Source organism: Engelhardtia mirabilis, assembly GCF_007748095.1.
GTDB lineage: Bacteria > Planctomycetota > UBA1135 > UBA1135.
In genome coordinates, this window is record NZ_CP036287.1 from 3,043,523 (window position 1) to 3,066,891 (window position 23,369).

13 protein-coding genes are annotated in these 23,369 nt (G+C 69.6%); 7 read left to right on the forward strand and 6 right to left on the reverse strand.

Translation table 11 applies throughout. From position 1 onward, the window contains the following. Positions 1 to 139 precede the first annotated feature (139 nt). The 5 genes from Pla133_RS11130 to Pla133_RS11150 all read left to right on the forward strand — a co-directional run bounded on the left by Pla133_RS11130 (position 140) and on the right by Pla133_RS11150 (position 8,669). On the forward strand, positions 140 to 397 hold the full coding sequence (locus Pla133_RS11130) for a hypothetical protein (protein ID WP_145065166.1): 258 nt from the start codon (positions 140 to 142) through the stop codon (positions 395 to 397). Positions 398 to 664: 267 nt separating this feature from the next. Then, a complete protein-coding gene (gene dnaK, locus Pla133_RS11135; protein WP_145065168.1) occupies positions 665 to 2,569 on the forward strand; it encodes a molecular chaperone DnaK in 1,905 nt (634 codons plus the stop codon). Positions 2,570 to 2,981: 412 nt separating this feature from the next. Further along, the gene (locus Pla133_RS11140; RefSeq protein ID WP_419192373.1) at positions 2,982 to 4,211 is read left to right on the forward strand and encodes an MBL fold metallo-hydrolase; all 1,230 of its coding nucleotides are present in this window, start codon (positions 2,982 to 2,984) and stop codon (positions 4,209 to 4,211) included. Positions 4,212 to 4,329: 118 nt separating this feature from the next. Next, the gene (locus Pla133_RS11145) at positions 4,330 to 5,910 is read left to right on the forward strand and encodes an ABC1 kinase family protein (RefSeq protein ID WP_145065172.1); all 1,581 of its coding nucleotides are present in this window, start codon (positions 4,330 to 4,332) and stop codon (positions 5,908 to 5,910) included. Positions 5,911 to 6,287: 377 nt separating this feature from the next. Further along, positions 6,288 to 8,669: a methyl-accepting chemotaxis protein gene (locus Pla133_RS11150; protein WP_145065174.1), complete on the forward strand. Its 2,382-nt coding sequence runs from the start codon at positions 6,288 to 6,290 to the stop codon at positions 8,667 to 8,669. A gap of 275 nt (positions 8,670 to 8,944) precedes the next feature. Here Pla133_RS11150 and Pla133_RS11155 read toward each other — a convergent pair whose 3' ends face one another. The 3 genes from Pla133_RS11155 to Pla133_RS11165 form a co-directional block, all read right to left on the reverse strand. Next, a complete protein-coding gene (locus Pla133_RS11155) occupies positions 8,945 to 11,701 on the reverse strand; it encodes an FG-GAP-like repeat-containing protein (RefSeq protein WP_145065176.1) in 2,757 nt (918 codons plus the stop codon). A 77-nt stretch (positions 11,702 to 11,778) separates the two neighbouring features. Further along, entirely contained in the window at positions 11,779 to 13,362 is a 1,584-nt protein-coding gene (locus Pla133_RS11160) for a sulfatase family protein (RefSeq protein ID WP_145065178.1), read from the reverse strand. A 190-nt stretch (positions 13,363 to 13,552) separates the two neighbouring features. Beyond that, positions 13,553 to 15,211 (reverse strand): hypothetical protein, encoded by a 1,659-nt coding sequence (locus Pla133_RS11165; protein ID WP_145065180.1) that lies wholly within the window; start codon positions 15,209 to 15,211, stop codon positions 13,553 to 13,555. Positions 15,212 to 15,434: 223 nt separating this feature from the next. On the opposite strand from Pla133_RS11165, the gene Pla133_RS11170 reads away from it, so the two are divergent. Both Pla133_RS11170 and hisS read left to right on the forward strand, forming a co-directional pair. Beyond that, positions 15,435 to 16,178, forward strand: coding sequence for a DUF3667 domain-containing protein (locus Pla133_RS11170; protein WP_145065182.1), 744 nt, complete (start codon positions 15,435 to 15,437; stop codon positions 16,176 to 16,178). A 79-nt stretch (positions 16,179 to 16,257) separates the two neighbouring features. Next, entirely contained in the window at positions 16,258 to 17,595 is a 1,338-nt protein-coding gene (gene hisS, locus Pla133_RS11175; RefSeq protein ID WP_145065184.1) for a histidine--tRNA ligase, read from the forward strand. 15 nt (positions 17,596 to 17,610) lie between these two features. On the opposite strand, the gene Pla133_RS11180 is transcribed toward hisS, so the two are convergent. The 3 genes from Pla133_RS11180 to Pla133_RS11190 all read right to left on the reverse strand — a co-directional run bounded on the left by Pla133_RS11180 (position 17,611) and on the right by Pla133_RS11190 (position 23,075). After that, positions 17,611 to 19,104, reverse strand: coding sequence for a hypothetical protein (locus tag Pla133_RS11180; RefSeq protein WP_145065186.1), 1,494 nt, complete (start codon positions 19,102 to 19,104; stop codon positions 17,611 to 17,613). 139 nt (positions 19,105 to 19,243) lie between these two features. After that, complete coding sequence (locus Pla133_RS11185; RefSeq protein ID WP_145065188.1) at positions 19,244 to 21,310, reverse strand: hypothetical protein; 2,067 nt, start codon at positions 21,308 to 21,310, stop codon at positions 19,244 to 19,246. A 100-nt stretch (positions 21,311 to 21,410) separates the two neighbouring features. Continuing rightward, positions 21,411 to 23,075, reverse strand: a complete 1,665-nt coding sequence (locus tag Pla133_RS11190) for a hypothetical protein (RefSeq protein WP_145065190.1) — start codon at positions 23,073 to 23,075, stop codon at positions 21,411 to 21,413. Between the last annotated feature and the right edge of the window lie 294 nt (positions 23,076 to 23,369).

The window sequence follows — 23,369 nt, forward strand, 5'->3', positions numbered from 1 at the left end:
GCTCGGTCCACAAGGCACCGTCGCTGACGAGTTGGAGGCACGAGCCCCGGGGAGGTGACGACGAATTCCTGATCCAGGACTCTAGGATGAGCGGCGTGCCGCGCTCCTCTCGATCGCATCACCTCCCCATCCACGATCCATGACCATCGAGCGGAATCTCGGCGAACAGCCCCTCGCCCGGCTCTTGATCCAACTCGAGCTGAGCCCGGCGCAATTGGTGCGGGCTTCGACCGAGCAGTTGAATCACAAGATGGTCAGCCGCGCGACCAAGGGGCGGCGCTTGACCCCTAGTGTCCAGGGCAAGGTCCTGCGGGCTCTGAACGCGGCCAGTGGCCGTGAGTTCCAGCTGGGCCAGTTGTTCACCTACGGTCCGCCGCCGCGCGCTATCGGCGAGTAGGGGTCCTCGGTCCGACCGCTGGGGGGCCCTCCGATGCTCCTGCCGTATCGGCAGCGGCTGTTTGGAGCCCTCAGCAGCGAGCTGCCAGATTGGCGGGGTGGGCCATGGCGGGGTCGTCGAGAAGGCTTCCATGGCCGCATCCGGCCCGATCGCGCTCCTGGCACGACCCTTGCAATCCCACGGCGCGGGCCCAACCAGCCAGGCAGCGGGCTCGACCGCGCCGCGCACGCCCGTGCGCCACTAGGCCAGGAGGGGCCCCGACACACCATGAGCAAGCAGACCAAGATCATCGGCATCGACCTCGGTACCACCAATTCGGTGGTCGCGGTCATGGAGGGCGGCGAGCCCGACGTCATCACCAACCTCGAAGGGGCCCGGACGACCCCCTCGGTCATCGGGTTCCAGAACGACGGCAGTCGACTGGTCGGCGCGCCGGCCAAGCGCCAGGCCGTGACCAACCCGACGCGCACGATCTTCTCGATCAAGCGCTTCATGGGCCGACGGCACGGGGAAGTCGCCGACGAGGAGAAGCAGGTCCCCTACAAGCTGGTCGGCGGTGCCGATGAGCTCGTGAAGGTGCAGATCGGCGACAAGCAGTACACCCCGCCGGAGCTCTCCGCCGTCGTCCTCTCGGCCCTCAAGGAGGCCGCCGAGGCGCACCTGGGTGAGACCGTCGAGAAGGCCGTGATCACCGTCCCGGCGTACTTCAACGACGCCCAGCGCCAGGCCACCAAGGACGCGGGCACGATCGCCGGCCTCGAGGTGGTGCGGATCATCAACGAGCCGACGGCCGCGACCCTGGCCTATGGCCTGGACAAGAAGAAGGCCGGCAAGGTCGCCGTCTTCGACCTGGGCGGCGGCACCTTCGACGTGTCGATCCTCGATATCGGCGACGGCGTCTTCGAGGTGCTGGCCACCAACGGTGACACGCACCTGGGTGGCGACGACTTCGATGAGACCCTGATCGCCTTCGTGGCCGACGAGTTCAAGAAGAGTTCGGGGATCGACATCCGCGGCGACGCGATGGCCCTGCAGCGCCTCAAGGAGGCCTGCGAGAAGGCCAAGATCGAGCTCTCCAGCACGAACTCGACCGACATCAACCTGCCGTTCATCACCATGGACGCGTCGGGTCCCAAGCACCTGACCCAGAGCTTGAGCCGGGCCAAGTTCGACCAGCTCACGGCGGCCCTGGTCGCGCGCACCAAGGAGCCCTGCCTCAAGGCACTCAAGGACGCGGGACTCGACAAGAGCAACATCGACGATGTGATCCTGGTCGGCGGCTCGACGCGCATCCCCGCGGTCCAGGCCTTGGTCACCGAGCTGTTCGGGCGTGAGCCCAACCGGTCGGTCAACCCCGACGAGGTCGTGGCGGTGGGTGCCGCGATCCAAGGCGGCATCCTGGCCGGCGAGGTCTCCGACGTGGTCCTCCTGGACGTCACTCCCCTGTCCCTGGGCATCGAGACCCTGGGCGGCGTGATGACCAAGTTGGTCGAGCGCAACACGACCATCCCGACCTCCAAGAGCCAGGTCTTCTCCACGGCCATGGACAACCAGCCGTCGGTCGAGATCAAGGTCTTCCAGGGCGAGCGCGAGTTCGCCAAGGACAACCGCCTCCTGGGCACCTTCGTGCTCGACGGCCTGGCCTCGGCGCCGCGCGGCATGCCGCAGATCGAGGTCTCCTTCGACATGGACGCCAACGGCATCCTCAACGTCAAGGCCGTGGACAAGGGCACCGGCAAGGTGCAGACCATCCGCATCGAGTCGTCCTCGGGCCTCTCGGAGGACGAGATCGAGAAGATGCGCGCCGACGCCGAGGCCCACGCCGAGGAGGACAAGGCCCGTCGCGCGCTGGTCGACCTGAAGAACCAGGTCGAGCACGTGGTCAACGAGACCGACAAGCAGCTCGCCGAGCACAAGGACAAGCTCGAGGAGTCGGACGTGGCCGCGATCGAGGCCGCCAAGACGAAGCTCCAAGAAGTCGCCCAGGGCGACGACAAGGCAGCCATCGAGGCCGCTCTGCAGGAATTCCAGACCACGGCCCAGAAGCTCGGCGAGGCGATCTACAAGTCCGCCCAGAGTGAGCAGCCTCCGGGGGCCACACCCGGTGGCGGAGCCACGGAGACCGACGACTCCGACGAGCCGGTGGACGCCGACTTCGAGGTCAAGGCCTGACGGGTAGGGTCGACAACGCGACCCGAACTCAGTTGGCAGCGGGCCGGCACTCCGAGGGGAGTGCCGGCCCGCTGTCGATCCGTAGAGCGACTTTCCTGGTCACCCTTGTGGCTGGCCGCCCGGACTCACACCCGTGACCGCGGGGCCGGCGGCGCCTCAACCACGGCCGACAGCCAGCAGGTCGGGAACCGTCCCCTGCGGCGATGGGGGGCCTCCGCGAGCGGATGGCTCGGCACCGGACTCGATTGCGAGGCAGTCGCCCTCGCCGACCGCGCGGACCCTGGCGCTGGATTGGGGCTAGGATCGGGTCCCCCCCCGATCACGGCCCTCTTCCAGACCCCGTCCCTCGATCCACTCCATGTCGACTCCGCAGCCCCGTCGCCGCCGGGCGTCCCTAGTCTCCACTTCCGCGGTGCTCGCCACCGTCGGCGCGCTGGTCCTGGTGCCGTCCGTCGAGGCCCAGACCTGGCTCGACCTGGGAAATGCCCTGCCAGGATCCGCTGGCACGCCACAACTGGTGGGGCAGGGCACGCTCATCGGCGGCACCCACTACTCCCTCGAGCTCACCGGCGCCGCGCCCGCCAGCCAGGCCTTCCTGGTCTTCGGCCAGAGCCAACTCCTGCTGCCGATCGCCGGCGGAACCCTGGTGCCCTCGCCCGACCTGGTTGCAGGTCCGCTCGAAACCGGGGCGGGCGGCGGCTTGGCGGGCGAGTTCACCTGGCCGGTCGGCATGCCTGCGGGCGTGCAGGACTTCTGGCAGGTCTGGATCGCGGACGCCGGAGCGCCCGGCGGCTGGTCCGCCTCGAATGCGCTGCGGTCGACCACGCCGACCCAGCTCGGGGGGACCTTCCCCGACGACTGGATCTACGGCGGTGACTGTGCGAACGACCCCTTGATCCAGGTGCACCGCTACAACCAGGACACCTTCATCCTGCGTCAGTCCATGTGCACGAACTTCGAGGGCCCCTTCATGTACCTGCTCTTCGGGCAGGACAAGGTGCTGCTCGAGGACACGGGCGCGGGCGGCATCCCGATCGCCGCGACGGTCTACTCGCTCATCGACACCTGGCTGCTCGAACAGGGCAAGACTTCGATCGAGCTGATCGTCGCCCACTCCCACGGACACGGCGACCACATCCAAGGGGACGGACAGTTCAACGGTCAGCCGAACACGACGGTGGTGGGGACCTCCATGGGCGCGGTGGCCAACTTCTTCGGCATCGGTGCGGTGACCGACGTGGTGACCTACGACCTCGGCGGACGCGTGCTCGACGTGATGGCGATCCCTGGCCACCAGTCGGCGCACATCGCCCTCTACGACCGCAACACTGCGCTGCTGCTCACGGGCGATTCCCTGTACCCGGGCTTCATCTTCCTCTCCAGCTCCACCTGGAACGACTTCCGCGACAGCATCTCGCGCCTGCGCGACTTCGTCGAGGACAAGCCCGTGGCCTGGGTCATGGGGACCCACGTCGAGATGAAGTCGACGCCCTTCGAGGCCTACACCTACGGGACCAAGAACCAGCCCGAGGAGCGCGATCCGCAGCTCGAGAAGAAGCACCTGCAGGAGCTCGACGAGGCACTCGACCAGTTGCCGACGGCCACGACCGAGGTCCACGCGGACTTCATCATCAACGGCTGACGGACCCGTCCGCGGCCCGAGGCTTCCCCGCCTCGGGCCTGATCCGGTCGAGGTCACCTGAGCGGTCAAGGACCCGCCGGCGAAGTGTCGATCGCCTCCCGAGAGGAGCGCGCTCGCCATGAACCCCGGAGAGTCCAGGACCGCGTCGGAGATCCCGTCGGTCGTCCAGACGTCGCGTCTGCGTCGGGGTGCGGCCCTCGCGGCCGCTGGTCTCGGTGGCCTGACCGTGGGGCGGCGCACGAGTGAGGCCACCCGCCGCAAGTCGGCCGAGCACCTCGCGCGCCGCCTGGGGGGCCTGCGGGGTCTGCCCCAGAAGGTCGGCCAGATCCTCTCCATGGGGGCGCAGGACTCGATGGCCGAGCCGTTCAGGGCCTTGACCGACGGGGCGCAAGCCGTACCGCTGGCGGACCTGGCACCGGTCCTCGAGCAGGCCTGGGGACGGCCGCTGGCCGAGGTCGTGGCCGACATCGATCCGCAGGGCCGTGCCGCGTCCATCGGGCAGGTCCATCGCGCGACCCTGCTCGACGGTCGCGACGTGGCCATCAAGATCCAATACCCCGGCATTGCCGCCGCGATCGACTCCGACCTGTCCCTGATCGGATTGATCGCCCAGCCCCTGGCCGTAGGCGCCAGCGGGCTCGACCAAGGCCGCCTGCGCGCGACCCTCCGGGAGGCGCTGCTGGAGGAACTCGACTACCGCTGCGAGGCCGCTTCGCAGATCGCCTATCGGGAGGCCTGCGCCGCGCAGTCGGTCCGGGTTCCCGCGGTCGTGGAAGAGCTCAGTGGCGACCGGATCCTGGTCAGCGTCTGGGAAGAGGGCCAGACGATCGAGGAAGCCCGCGCCTGGCCCGCCCAGGATCGCAGCGCCCTGGCGCGTCTGCTGGTCGAGCACTTCCTCCAGCAGCTCTTCGACCGTGGCATGGTTCACGCCGACCCCCACCCGGGCAACGTGCGATTCCGTCGCGGCGCTGGGGGCCCCGAACTCCTGCTCTACGACTTCGGGTCTGTCTACCGGGTTGATGCGCCCACCCGACTGGCCCTCTTGCGACTGATTGCCGAGACCTTCGGTCGGCCCGAGGTCGACCCGTTCCCGCTCATGGTCGCAGTGGGTTTCGACGCGGATCTGCTGCGCCCACTGCGGGCCAAGCTGCCCGCCGTGTGCCGGGTCCTGTTCACCCCCTTCGGAGCGCCCACCAAGTTCGATGTCTCAGGTTGGCAGCGTTCGGAGCTACTCGCCGGTATCCTGGGCGACGACCGCTGGAACTTTCGGATGAGTGGGCCGCCGGAGTTCATGCTGCTGGTGCGCGCGTTCCAGGGACTGCTCTACTACCTGGCTGAGCTGGGCGAGGGGGTGTGCTGGTCGCGCCTGCTGGATCCGCTCGTGGCCAGGCACGCCTTGGAGATGGGGGCCCTGGCCTTGGCCGAGCCTCCGGATCCTCGAACCACGTTCAACTCGATCGCACGGCAGCTCTGCATTCGGGTCATCGAGGCAGGTTCCGTAAGGGTCAAGGTTTCCCTGCCGGTGACGACCGTCGACTCTCTCGACGACTGGCTCGACGGCGAGATTCGGCAGCGCATCGCTGCCCGTGGGATCGATCTGGCGGACCTCGTTCGAAGGGTCCGCAGTCGCTGCTACGAGCCGCAGTCCCTGATTCGCTTGGAAGACGATGCCAAGCAGTACGAGGTCTGGCTCGAGTGACGCCGTGGCCCCGGGCGGCCTGAACCGGGGCCTTGAAGGTTCCTGACCCCGCCCTCCCTGCGGCGAGACCCAATCGGATCTCAAGGACCGAAATTGCCGAGAGGTTGGGATGGCCGGCAGCCGATAGGGGCGTTGCCCCGTCCGAGTTGCCGCCGGCTCCGCCCCATTCCCCCGAGGCGCCCGCGACGATCCGCCCTGGAGGCGAACAGTCTCCCCCCCCAACCCGCCCCAACGATGTGAACTCGGTGTCGGCCGCGGCCCGGAACGCTGTGCCGGCCGACAGACGATCGAAGCCCCAGGATCAAGCGATTTCCAGCCAGTCCAGTGACGAGTCCAAGGAACCCGCGAGCCGCCTCCTCGGCGAGCTCAATCGGATCGTGACCTCATCGAATGCCCCCGAGGGCAGTCGACCGATCGACCTCGAGAGTCTCAACGACGCCGATAGCAAGGTCCTGACCCTGATCGAGGATCTGGTCGAGCTGCTCGAGAACCGAGTCGTGCGCGCCGAGGCAGCCGTCGGCGGGTCGGCGACGGCCTGCATGCAGATCGATCGCGACCTGGTCGTCACCTACGTCAACCCGGCGACGGTGAAGCTGGTTCACGAGAACCTGGCGGTGTTCCAGGGTCTCTACCCGAACGTCGACTTCGACGACCTGATCGGAACCTGCATCGACGTCTTCCACGTCAAGCCGGAGCTCCAGCGAGCCATCCTCGGCAGCGCGGACAACCTGCCCTACGGGGCCGAGATCCAGGCCGGACCGCTCAAGTTCCTGCTCAACATCTCCGCTCTCATCGACGCCGACGGGGAGTACATCGGCGCCCACCTCGAGTGGCAGGACGTGACCGCCCTGCGCGCCAGCGAGATCGCGACCGCGCGCCTCGAGAGTGCGGTGGCCGGTTCCGGAACCGCATCGATGCAGATCGATCTGGACCTGGTGATCACCGGTGCGAACCCTGCGACCATCGAGCTCGTCAGCAACAACCTGTCGACGTTCCAGAAGGCCTTCCCCAGCGCGGACTTCAGCAACCTGATCGGGGTCTGCATCGACGACTTCCACAAGGACCCGTCACTCCAGCGCCGGATCCTCGGCAATCCCGCGAACCTCCCGCACCAAGCGGAGATCCAGGTCGGCGACCTCCGCTTCGCGCTCAACATCTCTGCGATGTTCGACAACGAGGGCAACCACATCGGTGCCAACCTCGAGTGGCAGGATGTGACCGAGATGCGTCTCAAGGAGGACGCTGCGGCTCGATTGGAGAGTGCCGTGCTCGGTTCGTCGACGGCATCGATGCAGGTCGACCGGGACCTGGTGATCACCTCAGCGAACCCGGCCACGATCAAACTCGTCCGCGAGAACGTCGATACGTTCCGCCGGGTCTTCCCGGGGATCGACTTCAGCAACCTGATCGGGGTCTGCATCGACGTCTTCCACGAAGATCCCGGCCTCCAGCGCCGGATCCTGAGTGATCCAGGCAATCTCCCGTACCAGGCCGAGATCCAGATCGGCGAGCTCTTCTTCGCCCTGAACATCTCGGCCATGGTGAACCGGGACGGCGACTACATTGGCGCCAACCTCGAGTGGACCGAGATCACCGAACGGAAGCTGAACGAGGAACAGCAACGGCTGGCGAACGGCGCCATCGCCGATCTCGTCGACGCGGCCTCGCGGGGCGACCTCGCCACGCGTGCCGAGACCTCTGCCTTGACCGGGCAGTTCGCGACCCTCGTCCACGGCGTCAACGAGATGCTCGACGCTATCCTGGCGCCCATCAACGAGGCGAGTGCGGTCCTCGAGGCGGTGGCCGGCAAGGACCTGCGTGCCCGGGTACGCGGCGCGTACGTGGGGGACCACGAGAAGATCAAGCGCAACCTGAACCTGGCCGTCCAGAACCTCGACGAAGCCCTGGCGCAAGTGGACGCAGGAGCGGTCCAGGTGGGCTCGGCCAGCGATCAGATCTCCCAGGGCAGCGCGACCCTCGCCGATGGCGCAAGCAGCCAAGCCAGCGCGATCGAGGAGATCTCCGCGTCCCTCGAGCAGATGTCCTCGATGACGTCGCAGAACGCCGAGAGCGCTCAGCAGGCCAAGACCTTGGCGATCTCCGCCAAGGAGTCGGCCGATCGTGGCGACGAGCAGATGCTGAGGCTGAAGGAGGCCATCGACACGATCAAGGCCTCGAGCGACGAGACCGCCAAGATCGTCAAGACGATCGACGAGATCTCGTTCCAGACCAACATGCTGGCCCTGAACGCCGCGGTGGAGGCAGCCCGAGCTGGCGACGCCGGCAAGGGCTTCGCCGTGGTCGCCGAGGAGGTGCGCTCCTTGGCCCAGCGCAGCGCTGAGGCGGCCAAGAACACGGCGTCCTTGATCGAGGGCTCGACCCGGAACGTCGAGGGCGGCGTGGTGCTCACCGAAAGCGTCCAGGCGATCCTGGCCGAGATCAACCAGGGGGCGAACCGCGTCACCGACTTGATCACCGAGATCGCGGCTGCCTCGAAGGAGCAGTCCGAGGGGATCGGACAGGTCGCCGTCGCGGTCGATCAGATGAACAAGATCACCCAGGACAACGCCGCCGGTAGCGAGGAGTCCTCGGCCGCAGCTTCGCAGTTGAACGATCAGGTCGCGGATCTGATCCAACTGGTCGGGCAGTTCCAGATGACCCGCCATGGCGATGGCGCCGAGCCGCCGATGACGATGTCGCCCGACGACGTTCCCGGCGCGGTGCCGTCGGGGCGCCAGAGCGAGGTGTCCTCGTTCTAGACAGGCTGAACCGTATCACCGGCGACGGTTCCTGGCCCCGGGGGGGAGCCAGGCTCGCTGACCGCCGGCGACTAGACTGAGCAGTTCCTGGCAAGGACCCGCGGCCGGCGCCGCGGGTCCTCGCTCGTTCGGGCCGATCGCGCGACGGCTGTCAGCCCCCATGGCGATCGGCTCGGGTAGTGCTGCGGTGAGTCGGGTGCGCCGACTCTGAGGTTGCCGGAGGAAGCGCCGCGCGACCGATGCTTGGCCGGTTGGGCGAGGCGGCGCCTTCTGATTCACGGCAGTAGCAAGAGTCCCACGGGGTTGCTGACGAAGGAGACCACCGCACCCGCCGGAGCGGCCGGATCGAGCAGACCGAAGGCGTGGTCGAGCGCCAGGCCCGCGAGGGCGGGGTCCGTCGCCGCAGGCAGGGCGATTGCGGCCGTGGCCCGGCCGTACTGGTCGAGTTGGCCCAGGGTGTTCGACAGCACCGCGCCGTTGGCGGCCGTCAGGGTGAAGAGGGTGTAGGCGTCGAGGTTCAGGGGCCAGAGGGCGCCCCCCAGGCTCGTGCCCGGGCTTACGCCGCTGGCCGAGCCCCCCACGAAGAAGGTGGCGAACTGGCTCTGCGCGCCGGCACGCAGGTCGAGCTGCTGGCTGCCTCCGGATGAGAGCGACAGCCAGACCAGGTCGGCGGTCAGCGGCGCCAAGAGATTGCGGAACAGGACCACCGACGAGCCGCCTGTGGTGGCCAACAGATCCGCGTCCCCGTCGTTGTCGACGTCCTCGGCGACCAGGGCCCGGGCGAGCCCAGCCGACGTTTCGACCCGCACTGCCGAGGCGAATGCCCCCGAGCCATCGGTGTTCTCGAACCAGAGGAAACTCTGGTCGGTCCCGGCCTCGCTCGAGGCCGCGAACAGATCGAGGTCGCCATCGCCGTCGAAATCCGCCGCCGCGACGTCGAAGATCGCGGTCGACGTGCTGCTACCCGGATCGACGGTCACCACCGGACCGAAGCTGCCCAGGCCGTCCAAGTTCTCGATCCAGACCACTGCGGCGTCGCTGATCGATCCCGGGCTGTACTCGCCGGCGGCGATGTCCAGGTCCCCGTCGCCGTCCAGGTCGGCGAGGTCGAAACGTGCGCCCGGCAGGAGTAGGTCCGTGACGAGTTGACTCGATCCGAAGGCTCCCGCGCCGTCCACGTTCTCGAACCAGGTCAGGCTGTCGCCGAACGCCACCGCGGTCGCGACGACCAGGTCGGCGTCCCCGTCCCCGTCGATGTCCGCGGTCCTGATCTGCTGGGGTGACTCGATCGACCCGCCGATCTGCTGGCCCGCACCGAAGCCGAAGCCCGAGATGTTCGGGTACCAGACGACGCGATCCTGGGTCTGCTCGGCGATGACCAGGTCCTGGTCGCCGTCACCGTCGAGGTCCGCCGTGGCGGCGGCACTGGGGGATCCGGTGACCAGGGTCAGGATCGTCGGCGCACCGAAGACTCCATTGCCGTTGTTCGGGTGTAGCCGGACCAAGCCGTCGCCGGTCGAGACCGAGAGCAGGTCGACCGTCCCACCGAGATCCAGCTTGGCGGCCACCAGGCTCACCGGTCCGTCGACCCCGCTCGCCACGTTCCAGGCCGGCCCGAAGTTCCCGAGACCGTCGGTGTTCTCGTACCAGACGATGCGGTCGTCGAAGCGGGCGGCGACGGCCAGATCCAGGTCTCCGTCGGCGTCCAGGTCGACGGCGACGGGCGACGTCACCCCGCTCTGGTCCAGGTCGAGCTCCACAGCGGCGAAGAGGGGCGCGGGCTGGGAGGGAACGGGGGCGAACGAGGCCTCGAGGATCAGCTGCGCCCGGGGCGGGCCGTTGTGGGTCAGGACGCCGCCTGCGTCGACGAACTGGGCCTGGACGAAGCGCAGTCTGGCTTTCGCGCCGGCCGGCAGGGTGGCCGCGGGCAGGGCCGCGACGGTCTTGCCGTTGGGCAGGAGCAGCGCGGACGTGGCGAGTTCGCTCGGGCCGAGGCTCCAGGGCAGGTCGGTGGCGTCCGCATCGAGCTGCACCAGTAGGTCCGGCGAGGCGTAGACGTGTACGGCCTCGAGCGGCTCGCCCGTCAACTGCACCGTCTGCGGATGGCCCGCGAAGCCCACGCTGTTCGATGAGAGCACCCGCGCCGAGCTGGCGTGCTCCGTGTAGGGCCCCTGCACCGCCTGCCCATTCGCCGTCCCGGCGCACTGGTGGAAACCCGCGCTCAGGAGACCGCCGAAGCCGCCCACGGCGGAGCCGCCCTGGGCCACGATTGCCTCGGTCGAACCGTCGCCCGCGCCGCCGACGATCTCGCTATCGGTCAGGACTAGAGCGCAGAATTCCGTGGCCACGATGGCGCGCGCACCGAAGAGCCAGTCGCAACCCCCTGCGAAGCAGTTGCAACACAGCGCGCCACCGTCGCCGCCCGCAGCCGTGGCCGAGGAGAGCAAGATCGAGGAGCGGGTCAGCGCCATGGCTTGCAGCCCGTCCGCGCCGCCGTCGCAGTGGTCGCCGCCGTCTTCGCCGTTCATTCCCGTCACCGTCGTCGTCGCGAGCACGATCGCGTCGCAGTCGGAGGCGACCAGAGTCGCCGAGGTCGGAGTGCCGCCGGCGGCGCCGGGCAGGATCGTGCAATCCTGGAACAGGACCACTCCAGCGTCGTTCGTCAGTTGCACCGACGGAGTCAGAGCGCTCGTCACGTTCTCGAGGCGCAGCCCGATCCCGACGAAGACGTCGCTCGCCTGGAGGTCGCGCACGAGCAAGCGCGATAGGGCGACGTCGCCTGCGGCTCCCGGGTAGGGTGCGAGGACGAGCGACTTGGCCACGACCAGCGAGTCACCTTCGAAGGCGCCCGGCCCGATCAGGACCACGTCGCCCGGTTGGGCGGCGTCGATGGCGGCCTGGGGACTCGAGAAGTCCGGTGCCAGGGCTGCGTCGCTGCTGACGACCAGCACGTCCGTGGGGGACGCTTCGGCGGTCGAGGGGTGGGTGACGGCGAGGAGAACCAGTCCGAGCGCGATGGGGGAGAGCTGCATGGGTGGGCAAGGTCGACGTCGTGAAAGGGCTCGGCCAATCCTGCGTCGGGCGAGCAAGCAGGGTCGATCGGACCTCGCTAACTCTCCCCGACTGCGACGCGCATCTGCGCCAGCCGTGCCTCGAGTTCCGCGCGCCGCCCGGCGTAGGCGGGGTCCGCGTGGACGCTGTGCAGCTCGTGGGGGTCGGCCTCCAGATCGAACAGCTCCACGGCCGCTTCGGACTCGCCCTCGACCCCGGGGTAGACGATCCACTTGTAGCGCTCGGTCCGAACCCCGAAGTGGGGCGCCACGTTGTGGGTACCCCACTCGTAGTAGTGGTAGTAGATCGCCTCGCGCCACCCCGCGGGCTCGCGGCCGGCGACCAGGGGCACGAGGCTCCGGCCTTGGTTGAGGGTCGGAGCCGGAGTCCCGGCGAGCTCGCAGAGGGTCGCCGCCAGGTCGATGTTCTGGACGAGAGCGCCTTCCCGTCGACCCGCTTCGATCACGCCCGGCCAACGCATCACGAGGGGCAGGCGCAGGCTCTCCTCGTACATCCAGCGCTTGTCGTACCAGCCGTGCTCGCCCAGGTAGAAGCCCTGGTCGGAGGCGTAGACGATCAAGGTGTTCTCGGCCAGGCCCAACTCGTCCAACTCCGCGAGCAGCCGCCCGACGTTGCGGTCGACCCCAGCCACCGAACGCAGGTAGTTCTTGATGTAGCGCTGGTAGTTCCAACGCACCCGCTCGTCGCCCTCGGGGGGATCCGCCAGGAACGCATCGTTGCGCGGCCCGAAGTGGGCGTCCCAGGCGGCGCGCTCGTCGTCGCTCATGCGGTCGAGCAGAGCCTGGGCCCAGCGATCGGGACCCGTCAGCTCGACACCCGCTGGAATCGGCAGCTTCAGATCGTGGGCCGGCCAGAGGTGGTTCGCGATCGTCATCTCCTGTTCGGCGGCGGCCGGCGCGCGCCCGGACCAGTCGTCGAACAGCGTCGCGGGCTCGGGCAGGTCCTCGTCGGCCCACAGGGAGAGCTCCTGGGGCCCGGGCATCCAGGTGCGGTGGGGCGCCTTGTGGTGCACGTGCAGCAGGAACGGCGCATCCGGATCGCGCTCCTCGCGCAGCCACTCGACCGCCATGTCGGTGACCACGTCGCTGACGTAACCGGACACGGTGAACTTCCCGTCGGGTCCGATGAAGTCCGGCGAGTAATAATTCCCCTGCCCCGGCAGGATCGCCCAGTCATCGAAGCCCTGGGGATCGCTGCCCAGGTGCCACTTGCCGTAGAGGGCCGTCTGGTAGCCGGCGTCGTGGAGCCGGCGCGGGAAGGTGTCGAGGCTCGGGTCGAAGGAGTTGCCGTTCTGGCGGAAGCCGTGCACGTGGCTGTAGGCGCCGGTCAGGAACGCCGCGCGACTCGGCCCGCAGAGGGAGTTCTCGCAGAAGGCGTTCTCGAACAGGAGGCCCTCGGCGGCCAGTCGATCGAGGTTCGGCGTGTAGGCGCGCTCCGAGCCGTAGGCGCCGAAGCCTTCGATCGCGTGGTCGTCGGCCAGGATGAAGACGATGTTGGGGCGCGACGTGAGGCCTCGCGCTTCACGCCTTTCGGAGTGATCGGCGGCGTCCGGCGCAGAGCACCCCACCAGGGCGAAGAAGAGGACAGCGGCAACTCGTCGGGCGGGGGCGCAGCGGTGCATGGTCGGATGGGGGGCTGATTCCGCGGGGCGACTGCGGCCGACACCGACTCACAGTCGCCCCGCAGTCTAGGGCCCCAGGTCCCGAACTCCGTGGCACCGGCCCCGCGCAGGTCGCCGCTGCCTGCCCTGCGCCTGCTTCCCCGATTCGCAGCGAGCACCCGGGTTCGGCGCGTGCTGCTGCTCGGGGCGATCAGGGGACGAGCGTGAGGGGCGTCGCCTGGCTCGCGGAGGTGAGCGCCAGGCCCAGCCCCGCGTCGATCGTCACGAAGGCGTGGTGCAGCGTCAGACCAGCCAGGACGGGGTCGAGCGGTCCTTGGAGGTCTAGAGCCGCCAGGGCCCGACCGTCACCGTCCAGGACGCCGAAGGTCGACTCCAACGGCGGGAGGTTGGGCGCGGAGAGGGTCGCCAGGGTCCAAGCGTCGAGGACCAGGGGAATCAGGACACCGCCGAAGGGAATGCCGGGTGCGGTGCCGCTGACCGAACCCAGGACGAGGTACAGCTCGCCCGCGTGGTCCGGCCCGGCGTCGAGCAAGAGGTCCTGCCGGCCAGCGCCGGACGGGGCCGCAGAGGCGTTGATGAACGAGATCGAGCGGGCCCACGGAACGCCGAGCATGTCGGGGCAGCCGACACCCGCGAAGGACCACAGGGACCCCGAGCCGGCGCTGACTTCGAGCGAATCGTCCAGGTAGGCACCGACCGCGACGGTGTCGCCGGAGACAGCGACGTTCGAGCCGAACTCGGTGGTGTTCGACGGCGGCCAGCTCGGCGTCAGGACCCCGGCCGGTTCGAAGCCCGTGACGCCGTCTTGATAGAGGTAGACCTTGCCGTGCGCCCCGCCCTGTGCGGCCAGTGCCAGGGAACTACCGACGGCCAGGCGTCCCTCGTCGAGATCGATCGACTCGCCCCACGCTTCCGACGGGGTCCCGAAGGGTTGAGGGACCTGCTGCAGCAGGTTGTAGGAGCCGCCCGATCCGATCGGCGCGAGCACGTCGACCCGGGCCCCGCAACCGGGGTCCGGCGCGCCCGCGGCGACCTGGAGCGAGACAGCGATCAGCTCGCCGTCGAAGGCCAGATCCACCAGGTCCGTGTCGGGCGTGCAGAGGCTCAGCAGCACCTGCTCGGAGAGGAACCAGTCCCCATTGGTGTTGCGGTCGTAGATGAAGACGAGGTTCTCGTTCGACGTCACGACGCAGCGCTCGCCGCGAATGTCGACGTTGTCGCCGTGGACCTTCGGCGGCTGTCCGAACGCGCCGAACTGACCTTCGAGGGACCAGGTACCACTCTGACGCCCGTAGATCCGGGCGTAGCCGACGCCACTCGGGTTGAAGGGGAAGCCGGCCACGAAGTGATCGCCGTCGGCGGCCAGGTCCCGCACGAGCGCCGCCGCGGCGGGCACGGCCGCGGTCACGATCCGCTCCTCGAAGGTGAACTCGTCGCCGACGCGGTCGAAGACGTAGATCGCGTCGGGGGCGACGAGGCTGCCGCCCTGCAGGTTGCCGACCCCGACCGTGACCAGGAAGTCGTCCGCGATCGCGACCCGGCGGCCGAAGCCCTGGACGGTTTCGGTGGGCGGCGCGGTCAGCTCCTGGCTGAACTGCCACTGGCCCTGACCGTCGCGCAGGTACACGAACAGGCTTCCGGTGGAAGTCGCCCCGGGATGCGCCTTGCGGTGGGCCGAGAAGACGGCCACGTCCCCGTGAACGGCTATGGCGCGGCCGAACTCGTCCCCGGTCGAACCGCCGAAGTCGGTCACGTGCTGGAGGGGGCATTGGGCGGCGGCGACGCTGGAGGTCGCCAGGGCCGCGAGGAGCAGCGAGCCGTGGCGCAGTAGAAGTGAGATGGGTTGCATGGAGTCGTTGGACCGGAACGGGCCGGGCTGCAAGGGGTTGGCGGGAAGAGGAGGCAAGCCGGCCGTGCGCTCGAGCCGCCGACTGCCAAACTACCCTGGTCGGTGGGGACCCGCCGTTACCGCCCAGAGAGTCGAAAGGGTCGCTGGCCTGGCCCGGAGGCGGTGGGGCAGGCCCAGGGGCTATAGTCGCTGCCCTGCCCCGGCGCCGCGCCGACGCCCCCACATGACCGAAGTCCCCTCCGACGCGACCTGCCCCAACTGCGGAGCCCCGCGGCTCGATCGCTTCTGCCAGGTGTGCGGCCAGGACAACGTCTACGCGCGGCTGCGAGCCCGCCAGATCGTGGGCGACCTGCTCGGGGGCATGTTCGGCTGGGAGTCGCGCGTCGCCTTGACGGTGCGCGGGCTGCTGCGGGATCCGGGCGGCCTGGTGCTCGACTTCCTGCGCGGTCGCCGGGTGCGCTACGTCCGTCCCGCGCGCTTCGCCCTGATGTGCCTGGCCCTGTGGCTGGTCCTCGGGCGCCTGCTCGACTTCGATCCCATGGAGTCGAGCGGCATCACGATCGGTGCGACGAACGAGGTCGCCGTCGAGCTGCGGGCCTTCCTGACCCGGCACTTGGACCTGTTCCTGTACCTCAGCCTGCCCCTGCGCGCCCTGATCCTGAAGCAGATGTTCCGTCGCCAGGGTCTGGACCTGGCCGAGGAGCTGGTCTTGGTGCTCTACCTCGAGGGCCTCAAGTTCCTGATCGCCGTCGCGACCTTCCCCCTGGTCCTGATGGGAGTCGAGGGCATGCTGCCCTTGCAGCGCCTCGTCGCCCTGGTCTGGTTCATCTGGGCGGTGAGGCGGGTGCACGCGGTCGGCTGGTGGACGGCGATCTGGCGGGGGACCCTCGTGGCCTTCCTGCACGCGGTCGGGACCTTCGTCCTGATGACGGCGGTCGCGCTGCCCTGGGTGCTGTTCACGCGCTGACCGGGGCCTGGGGATCGCCGGTCGGGGCTTCGCGCCGGGGCTGGGGAGCGTCGGCTCGAATCGGTAACCTCTGCGGCCCATGGCCAAGATCCGAGCGATCAGCGGGTTCCCCGAGTGGACCCCCGAGCAGCAGCTCGTCGAGAACCACGTGCTGGACCAGGTGCGCCGGCAGTTCGAGCTGCACGGTTTCACGCCCCTGGAGACCCGCGCCGTCGAGCCCCTCGACGTGTTGCTCTCCAAGGGCGAGACCAGCCAGGAGGTCTACGTCCTCAAGCGCCTGCACGCCAAGGGCGACGAGCCGGCCGAGTTCGGGCTGCACTTCGACCTGACCGTGCCCTTCGCGCGCTACGTGGCCCAGAACCGCGGCAACCTGCCCCTGCCCCTGCGGCGCTACCAGATCCAGAAGGTCTGGCGCGGCGAGCGGCCGGCCCTGGGGCGCTACCGCGAGTTCATCCAGGCGGACATCGACGTGATCGCCTCGGAGAACCTGGCCGTGGAGTACGACGCGGAGGTGCTGCGCACGCTCCACAACGTCCTCGCGAGCCTGCCGATTCCCCCGGTCACCCTGCGGGTCAACAACCGCAAGCTGCTGCAAGGGGCCTACGAGGCGCTTGGCTTCCGCGAGCTCGACGAGGTGTTGCGGCTGGTCGACAAGCTCGACAAGGTCGGCCCCGACGAGGTCGCGAAGCTCCTCGTCAAGGAGCTTGGTGCGAGCGAGGACCAGGCGCGCTCGGTGCTGTCGATCGCCAAGGTGCGCGGCACAACCCCGGCGGCCCTCGAGGCGGTGCGCGCCATGGGCCTCGCGAACGCGACCCTCGACGAGGGTCTGGAAGAGCTCTCGACCCTGCTCGAGAACCTGGCCGACCTGCCCGAGGGCGCGGTCCTGTGCGACCTCTCGATCGCGCGCGGATTGAACTACTACACCGGCATGGTCTGCGAGGGCCAGATGCGCGGCTACGAGGACATGGGCTCGGTCTGCAGCGGCGGCCGCTACGACAACCTGGCCTCCATGGGCTCCAACGAGAAGCTGCCGGGCGTCGGTCTGTCGATCGGCGTCACGCGCATCCTCGGGCGGCTGTTCTCGGAGAAACGGTTGGTGGCGAGCCGCGCCACGCCGACGACGGTGCTCGTGGCCCTCGACGCCCCCGAAGCGCGCAGCGCCGCCGACGCCGTGGCCGTGGCCCTGCGCGCGCGCGGGATCGCGACGGAGGTCTTCGACCGGCCGCTCAAGTACGGCAAGCAGATCGCCTATGCCGACAAGAAGGGCATCCCCTTCGTGTGGTTCCCCACCGGCGCCGACGGAGCGCACGCGGTGCGTGACATCCGCACGGGCGAGCAGACCGAGGTCGACCCGGCCGCGTGGGAGCCGCCGGCGGAGGATCGCGGCGTCAGCGTGCGCCTGGTCGACCAGGTCTGAGGCCCGACGCTGGGCTCAGCGCTCGGTCGCGGCTTCCAGGGGTTCGAGCGCGATCGGCGGCAGTTGCAGCCGATCGCCCGGCTGACCGGCGGGCACGGTGACGACGACGGACTCGTAGCCCTCGAGGTGCAAGGCGATCTCGGTCGGTGTTCCGATGGGCAGGCCGCCAAGCACGAGCCGTCCTGCGCGGTCCGTCGGCGCACCGGCGGGTTGCGCCGCCTCGAGTTTGCCACCCTCAGTGGCGCGCTCGGCGAGGGCTTCGGGCAGGGGGGCGCCGGTTCGGGAATCGACGACTGTCGCGACGGCGATGACTCCGTCTGGGGCCAAGTTGAACGGATTCACCAACCGGACGTGTCCGTAGTATCTGCAGACGTAGGACGGAAGCAGGGCGACGCCGTGGCGACCATCGGTGCGCGGGTCGAATCCGCTGATCACGTTGCGCTCGCCGTAGCCGACGTCGATCCAAGGCGGAGGCTCGTCGCCGACCACGACCGTCACGTCGTAGGGCAACTCGGCGCTCACCACGGGAAGGCCCACCGACCACTGCTCGGCCAGGCTCCCTTCGGCGCGCTTCGCACGGACCCTCAGGTCCACTGGGTTGGATCCACTCGTGGAATGGACCGCGCTCAGGTCCAAGGTCACGCTGGCGAGGGGCCTGGGGGCGAGGTGAGCGACCTCGAGTCCGTCAGCGACGGATTGCACGCTCGCGCGGGTGGGTGCATGTCCCACCAGGTCTAGCTCGACCTCTCGAAGGCGAGGCTCGTCGACCTCCTGCCAGGCGGTCATGCGGTCGCCGTCCACGTGCTGAGCCCACGCCGCACGCCAGGCTCCGTCCTCACCGAGCCAACGCAGGGCGGCTCCGACACCCTCGCGCTGGTAGGGCACGTCGCGATCCCGGGTCGGATCCACGCAGCGATGCTCGGCGAGGGACGCGAAGCTGCGCTCGAGCGCCACGTGCAGGTCGATCCGACGCCTCGGCCGCAACCGCAGGATCGTCCCGTCGCAGCGCTCACCCTCGAGAACCCGGGGCATGGGGACCAGCTCGTCCCGGTTGTCGCGCGTGTAGACGCTCAGGATCTGTCCGAAGGCCCAGCGGGCGAGGTCGGTCGGGATGGTCAGCTCGAAACGGCCGTCCTCGCCGGTCCGCGTGCGCGGTCGGGAGCGTGCCGCGCCTCGGTAGCTGAGCTCGCCGGGGAGGAGCGCGCCGGTCTCGAGGTCGACCCGCCTGGGGGTCACGACCACCAGGGCGTCCACCAGGGGACTGCCATCCGAGTCGAGCAGGATCCCGCTCAAGACCGCGCCTTCTCCTTCCCAAGGCGAAAGCTGCGGCAGCGGGTCGACCGCAGTCGTCGACGTCTGCGGCAGCGGGTCGAGCGGGGACCGGGCCGGATCGAGGTCCCCGGCACCAGGTGCCGCGAGGACGACGACCCCCGCAGCCAGGCTCGAGATCAGCGTGGACGCGGCGCAGCAGGCGATCAGCCGCGAGATGGGTCCTGATTGAGTCACCATGGATCGGACCCAACGGCCCGGGGAGTGCGCGGTTCAGTCGAGCGGCGTCGAACCCCACCAGTCGGGCGAGCGGGCCCGCCCGGTGGGGTCCAGGCCCCCGGCGACCGGAGATCTGCGCGCGAAGCGCCTGCCTCGGAGCTCAGCCGCCGGTCGACGCATCCACGACCTGGCGCCCTGTGCCGGGCTCGACGGTGAACTCGAAGGCATCCGTGCCGCTCACGGGCCCGCCGAGTCGGTAGCGCCCTGCGGGCAGGTCGAGCAAGAACCACGCATCGCGGCGAGGCGCGTCCTCCAGGGGCGCACCGAAGAAGCCCAGGTCCGGCAGCCAGTCGACACCCGCCTTACGCAGATCCACGTCGATCAGTTGGAAGGGGCGACCCACGCCGCCCTCGATGCGCAGCTCGACCGAACGGACCTGGGTCAGGCGCAGGGTCACCTCGTCCGGGCCCGTGGGCGGGGCGAACCGCCAACCGGGCTCACGGCCCACGGTGACGAAGCTCGTGTCGTAGGGCGGCCGGCTCGGGAAGCCGACGCGACCCTCAACGTCGGTCTCGCGGGTCAACTGCCCGAGGGCGACGGCGATCCCTGCGACCGGCTCGCCGTCGGGTCCGAGGACCCGCAGCCGGTGGCTCGGCGGCTCGGGCTCGAGCGCAACGTGACCCAGGTCGTAGCGACTGCCCGCGGCGAGGGGCGGGACCTCGACGGTCTCAAGGCGGTAGCCGGGCAGGTCGAAGCCCACGGTCGTGGCCACGTGCGGCGGCAGGCCCCCGGCCAGGGTCCGACCGCGACCGTCGCTGGGCGCACTGGCGGGCCGCTCGATCGTGAGCGGACCGCCGAGACCGGAGCGCACCAGCACGACCCCGGCCAGGGGCTCGCCACTCACCGCGTCGATCGCGGTCCCCGCGACGGTGACGGTCTCGGGCGAGAGGTCGAAGCACGAGGGTTGTCGCGCCGTGGTGCGTGGATCGGGCGGCGGCCAGGCCCCGACGGCGGGGATCTCCACCGACAGGGGGCGAGGGTCGAGCTCGGGTTCGCAGCTTGCCAAGAGCTGCTCGGATCCGTCGGGCTCCATCAGGACCACCTCCAACAGGTCGATCGACCGGCTGCCCAGGGCCACGACGACTTCGCGGGGCAGCTCCTCGAGCCGAACTCTCAGGTGAGCGGCCCAGTCGTAGTGCTCGCGCGACAGGCTCGGCTCTTGGTTGCCCCGCACCTCGAGCCGGACCTCACCCTCGCGATGGCCTGCGACGGCGGAACGCACCCGCAGCGTGAGTTCGCGCTGGGGCGGCGCAGACAAGCGCGCATGAAAGGCGTCGACGCCGGCGCGGGTCACGGGAGCCGACGCCAGCTCGCGCCCCGGAATGGTCAGCTCGACCTCGAGCGGCGCCGAGCCCTCGGGATCGAGCCAGGCGGTCAGCCTGCGGCCGCCGGTCTGGACGGCAGTCAACGCGGTGATCCGGCCCTCGCCGTCGACGACGTGCCCCGTCGCGCCGACGAGCCCGTGGTCGCGATACACGTCCCAGGACCAGCTTCGGTCGCGGTCGAAGTCGACGTAGCGGTCTTGCGTCAGCCGTTGCAGATCCACGTCGGGCACGTCGATGTCGAGCCGGCGCGCGGCGGGAAGGCGCAGGATGAGGTCGTCGACACGATCTCCGCTGCCCACGCGGGGCAGCTCGAGGGACTCCCAGCGACCGTCGGCGGTGACGACGGTGAGCCCGTGCCCGAACCCGGCCCGCGCCGTGTCCTCGGCGAAACGCAGGTCGAACAGGCCATCGCCATCGGTCACGACGGCGTCGAAGGCGCCCGCAGCGGGCCGCGACTCATCCGCCCCGAGGAGGTAGAGGAACGACGACGCGGGGTCGGGTTGAGACCTCACGCGCAGAATGGCGCCCGGCACCGGCCGACCGTCGTGCTCGACCAGCCGGCCCGTCACCCGGGCACCGGGCCCGTCGAGAGCGCTGAACACCGGGGTGCCATTCTCGTTCGGGTCGACCTGGCCCTCGATCGGGGGGGCGACCTCGCGCCGCTCACCGACGGTCTCGACGGGTGGCCGCGCCTCGACGGTGTCCCTTCTCGGGTCGGTCTGCGGCACGGCGACGGTGGCGTCGCCGGCCGGGTCGACGGGGTCCCCGCAGTCGAACAGGAGCCAGCCGAGCAGCGACAACGCCGCCAGGGCCGATGCTCCACCTACCGTTCGCCAGTTCATGGTTCAGCCGAGGACTTGCTGGATGGAGCAGTTGCCGTGCCGCAACGGAGTCGGGTGGCGCGAGTCGAGCGCACGCATCCCGGCTCCGCTGCGCGCCAAGTCAGGGCAACAGGCTCAGGGGCGCTGCTTCACTCGCGAACGTCACCGTCGGCAGCGGGACCGTGCCGAGGGTCACGAAGGCGTGGTGCAGAGTGAGCCCGGCGAGGGCGCCGTCGAGGGGCGCTGCCAGCTGGATCGCCGCCAGGGCGCGGCCCTGGCTGTCCAGGACTCCGAAGGTCGACTGGAGCGGGCCGCTGTTCGGCGAGGACAGGGTGAAGGCCGTCCAAGCGTCGAATACCAGGGGCAGCACTTGTCCGTCCAGGTTGATCCCCGGCGCCGTGCCGGTCACCGAGCCCAGCACCAGATACAGCTCTCCCGCGTGGGCCTGGCCGGCATCGAGCACGAGGTCCTGACGCCCGGCCGGCGCGTAGCCCGGCACATCGTTGACGTAGCCGATGGAGCGCGCGTCGGGCACCCCCGCGAGGCTGGGGCAGCCGCTGCCGTCGATCGACCAGAGGCTGACCGAACCGGCGGCGACGCCGACCGAGTTGTCGGAGTAGGCTCCGTTGACCACCGTGTTGCCGACCAATGCCAGGGATCTCGCCGCGCCCGTGTGGTTGTTGGCCGGCCAGGACGGCGTCAGCAGCGCACCGGCGACCCAGCCCGACGGCCCGCGGTCGTAGACGTGGACCTCACTGTGGGTGAAGGGCGCGCTGGTGTCGTTGGACGGACTACCCACGACCAGTCGGTTGGGCTCGGCGACCATCTTCTGACCCCAACGCAGCTGCGGATCGGTCACCGGCGACAGCAGGGTCTGGCTGGCCGCGAAGGGCAGGCCCGCCGCGGGTCGCTCGAAGATCTCGATGTGGCTGGGGCAGTCCGCTGGCGTCTCGTAGACGCTGACGAACGCCTGGTTCCCGGCGAGGGCGACGTCCATCACCCCCGAGTTCTGGCTGCAGGCTGACGTCGCGAAAGTCTGGGTGTACTGCCAGGTGCCGGCGGAGCGCTCGTAGTGGTGAACGAATCCGGGCCACTGGGCGACCAGCAGTTGGTTGCCGTCCAGGTCCACGTCGCCGCCGAAGTTGGCGTTGCCGAAGCCGGCCGGGGCGGAGATGGTCGGACCGGAAATCCACAGGCTGCCGCTGCGCTCATAGGTGGCGACGGCGCCACCGGCCCAGCCCAGGCCCAGGTCGGAGTAGCCCGCGACGATCGTCGCGTCGTTGGCATCGACGGCATGGACCGCGTTGAAGCCGAGGGCGTCGCTGACGACGCCGGTGTCGAGCTGTTGGGACAGGACGAAGTCGCTGCCTTGGCGCTCGAAGACGAAGATCGAACTGGAGACGGGAAGCCCGGTGGGCCCTACCGCCCCAGGTTCGTTGCGCGTGAGCACGGCCAGGACGTCGCCACCGAAGCCCAACTTCTCGCCGAAGAAGCGCAGGCCGGGGGCCGACGGCATGGTCACCGACTGGCTCAGCTGCCAGCCGGCGGCACCCTGGTCGCGGAAGAGGTGGACGATTCCCTCGGTCCCCTGGGAGCCGGGTACCTCGACGTAGGAGGAGACCGCGAAGCGGTCGGCGCTGGCCGCGATGCGCAGACCGAAGCCCCCTTCGGCGGCTCCGGCGGGCGGCGTGATCGTTCGCACCTGGCACTGGGCGGACGCGATCGAGGTGAGGGTTCCGGCGGCGAGCAACAGTGCGCCGGCGCGGGCGGGGGAGAGGGTGGTCATGGGGCCTCCTATTGGCCTGCGGGAAGTTGGCTCGGAGATCCGGAAAGGCGGATTCGAGGACCGGGCCGAGTCCGAGCCTAGATCGCCGGCGGCCGGCGGCAAGCGGGGATGGGACCCTCTGCTCTCGCCAGCGGCCTGCCAGCCGTCAATTCCAACGGCGTGGGCCGACGCGGATCGCGCCAGGAAACCCCTGAACTCTGTCCGAACAGGGTTCCAGGCCCACTTGGGGCCGCCGCTCCGCCAGTTGCCCGCGCCCCGACGGCGCCTAGTGACCGCGACCGATCCGAGGCGACG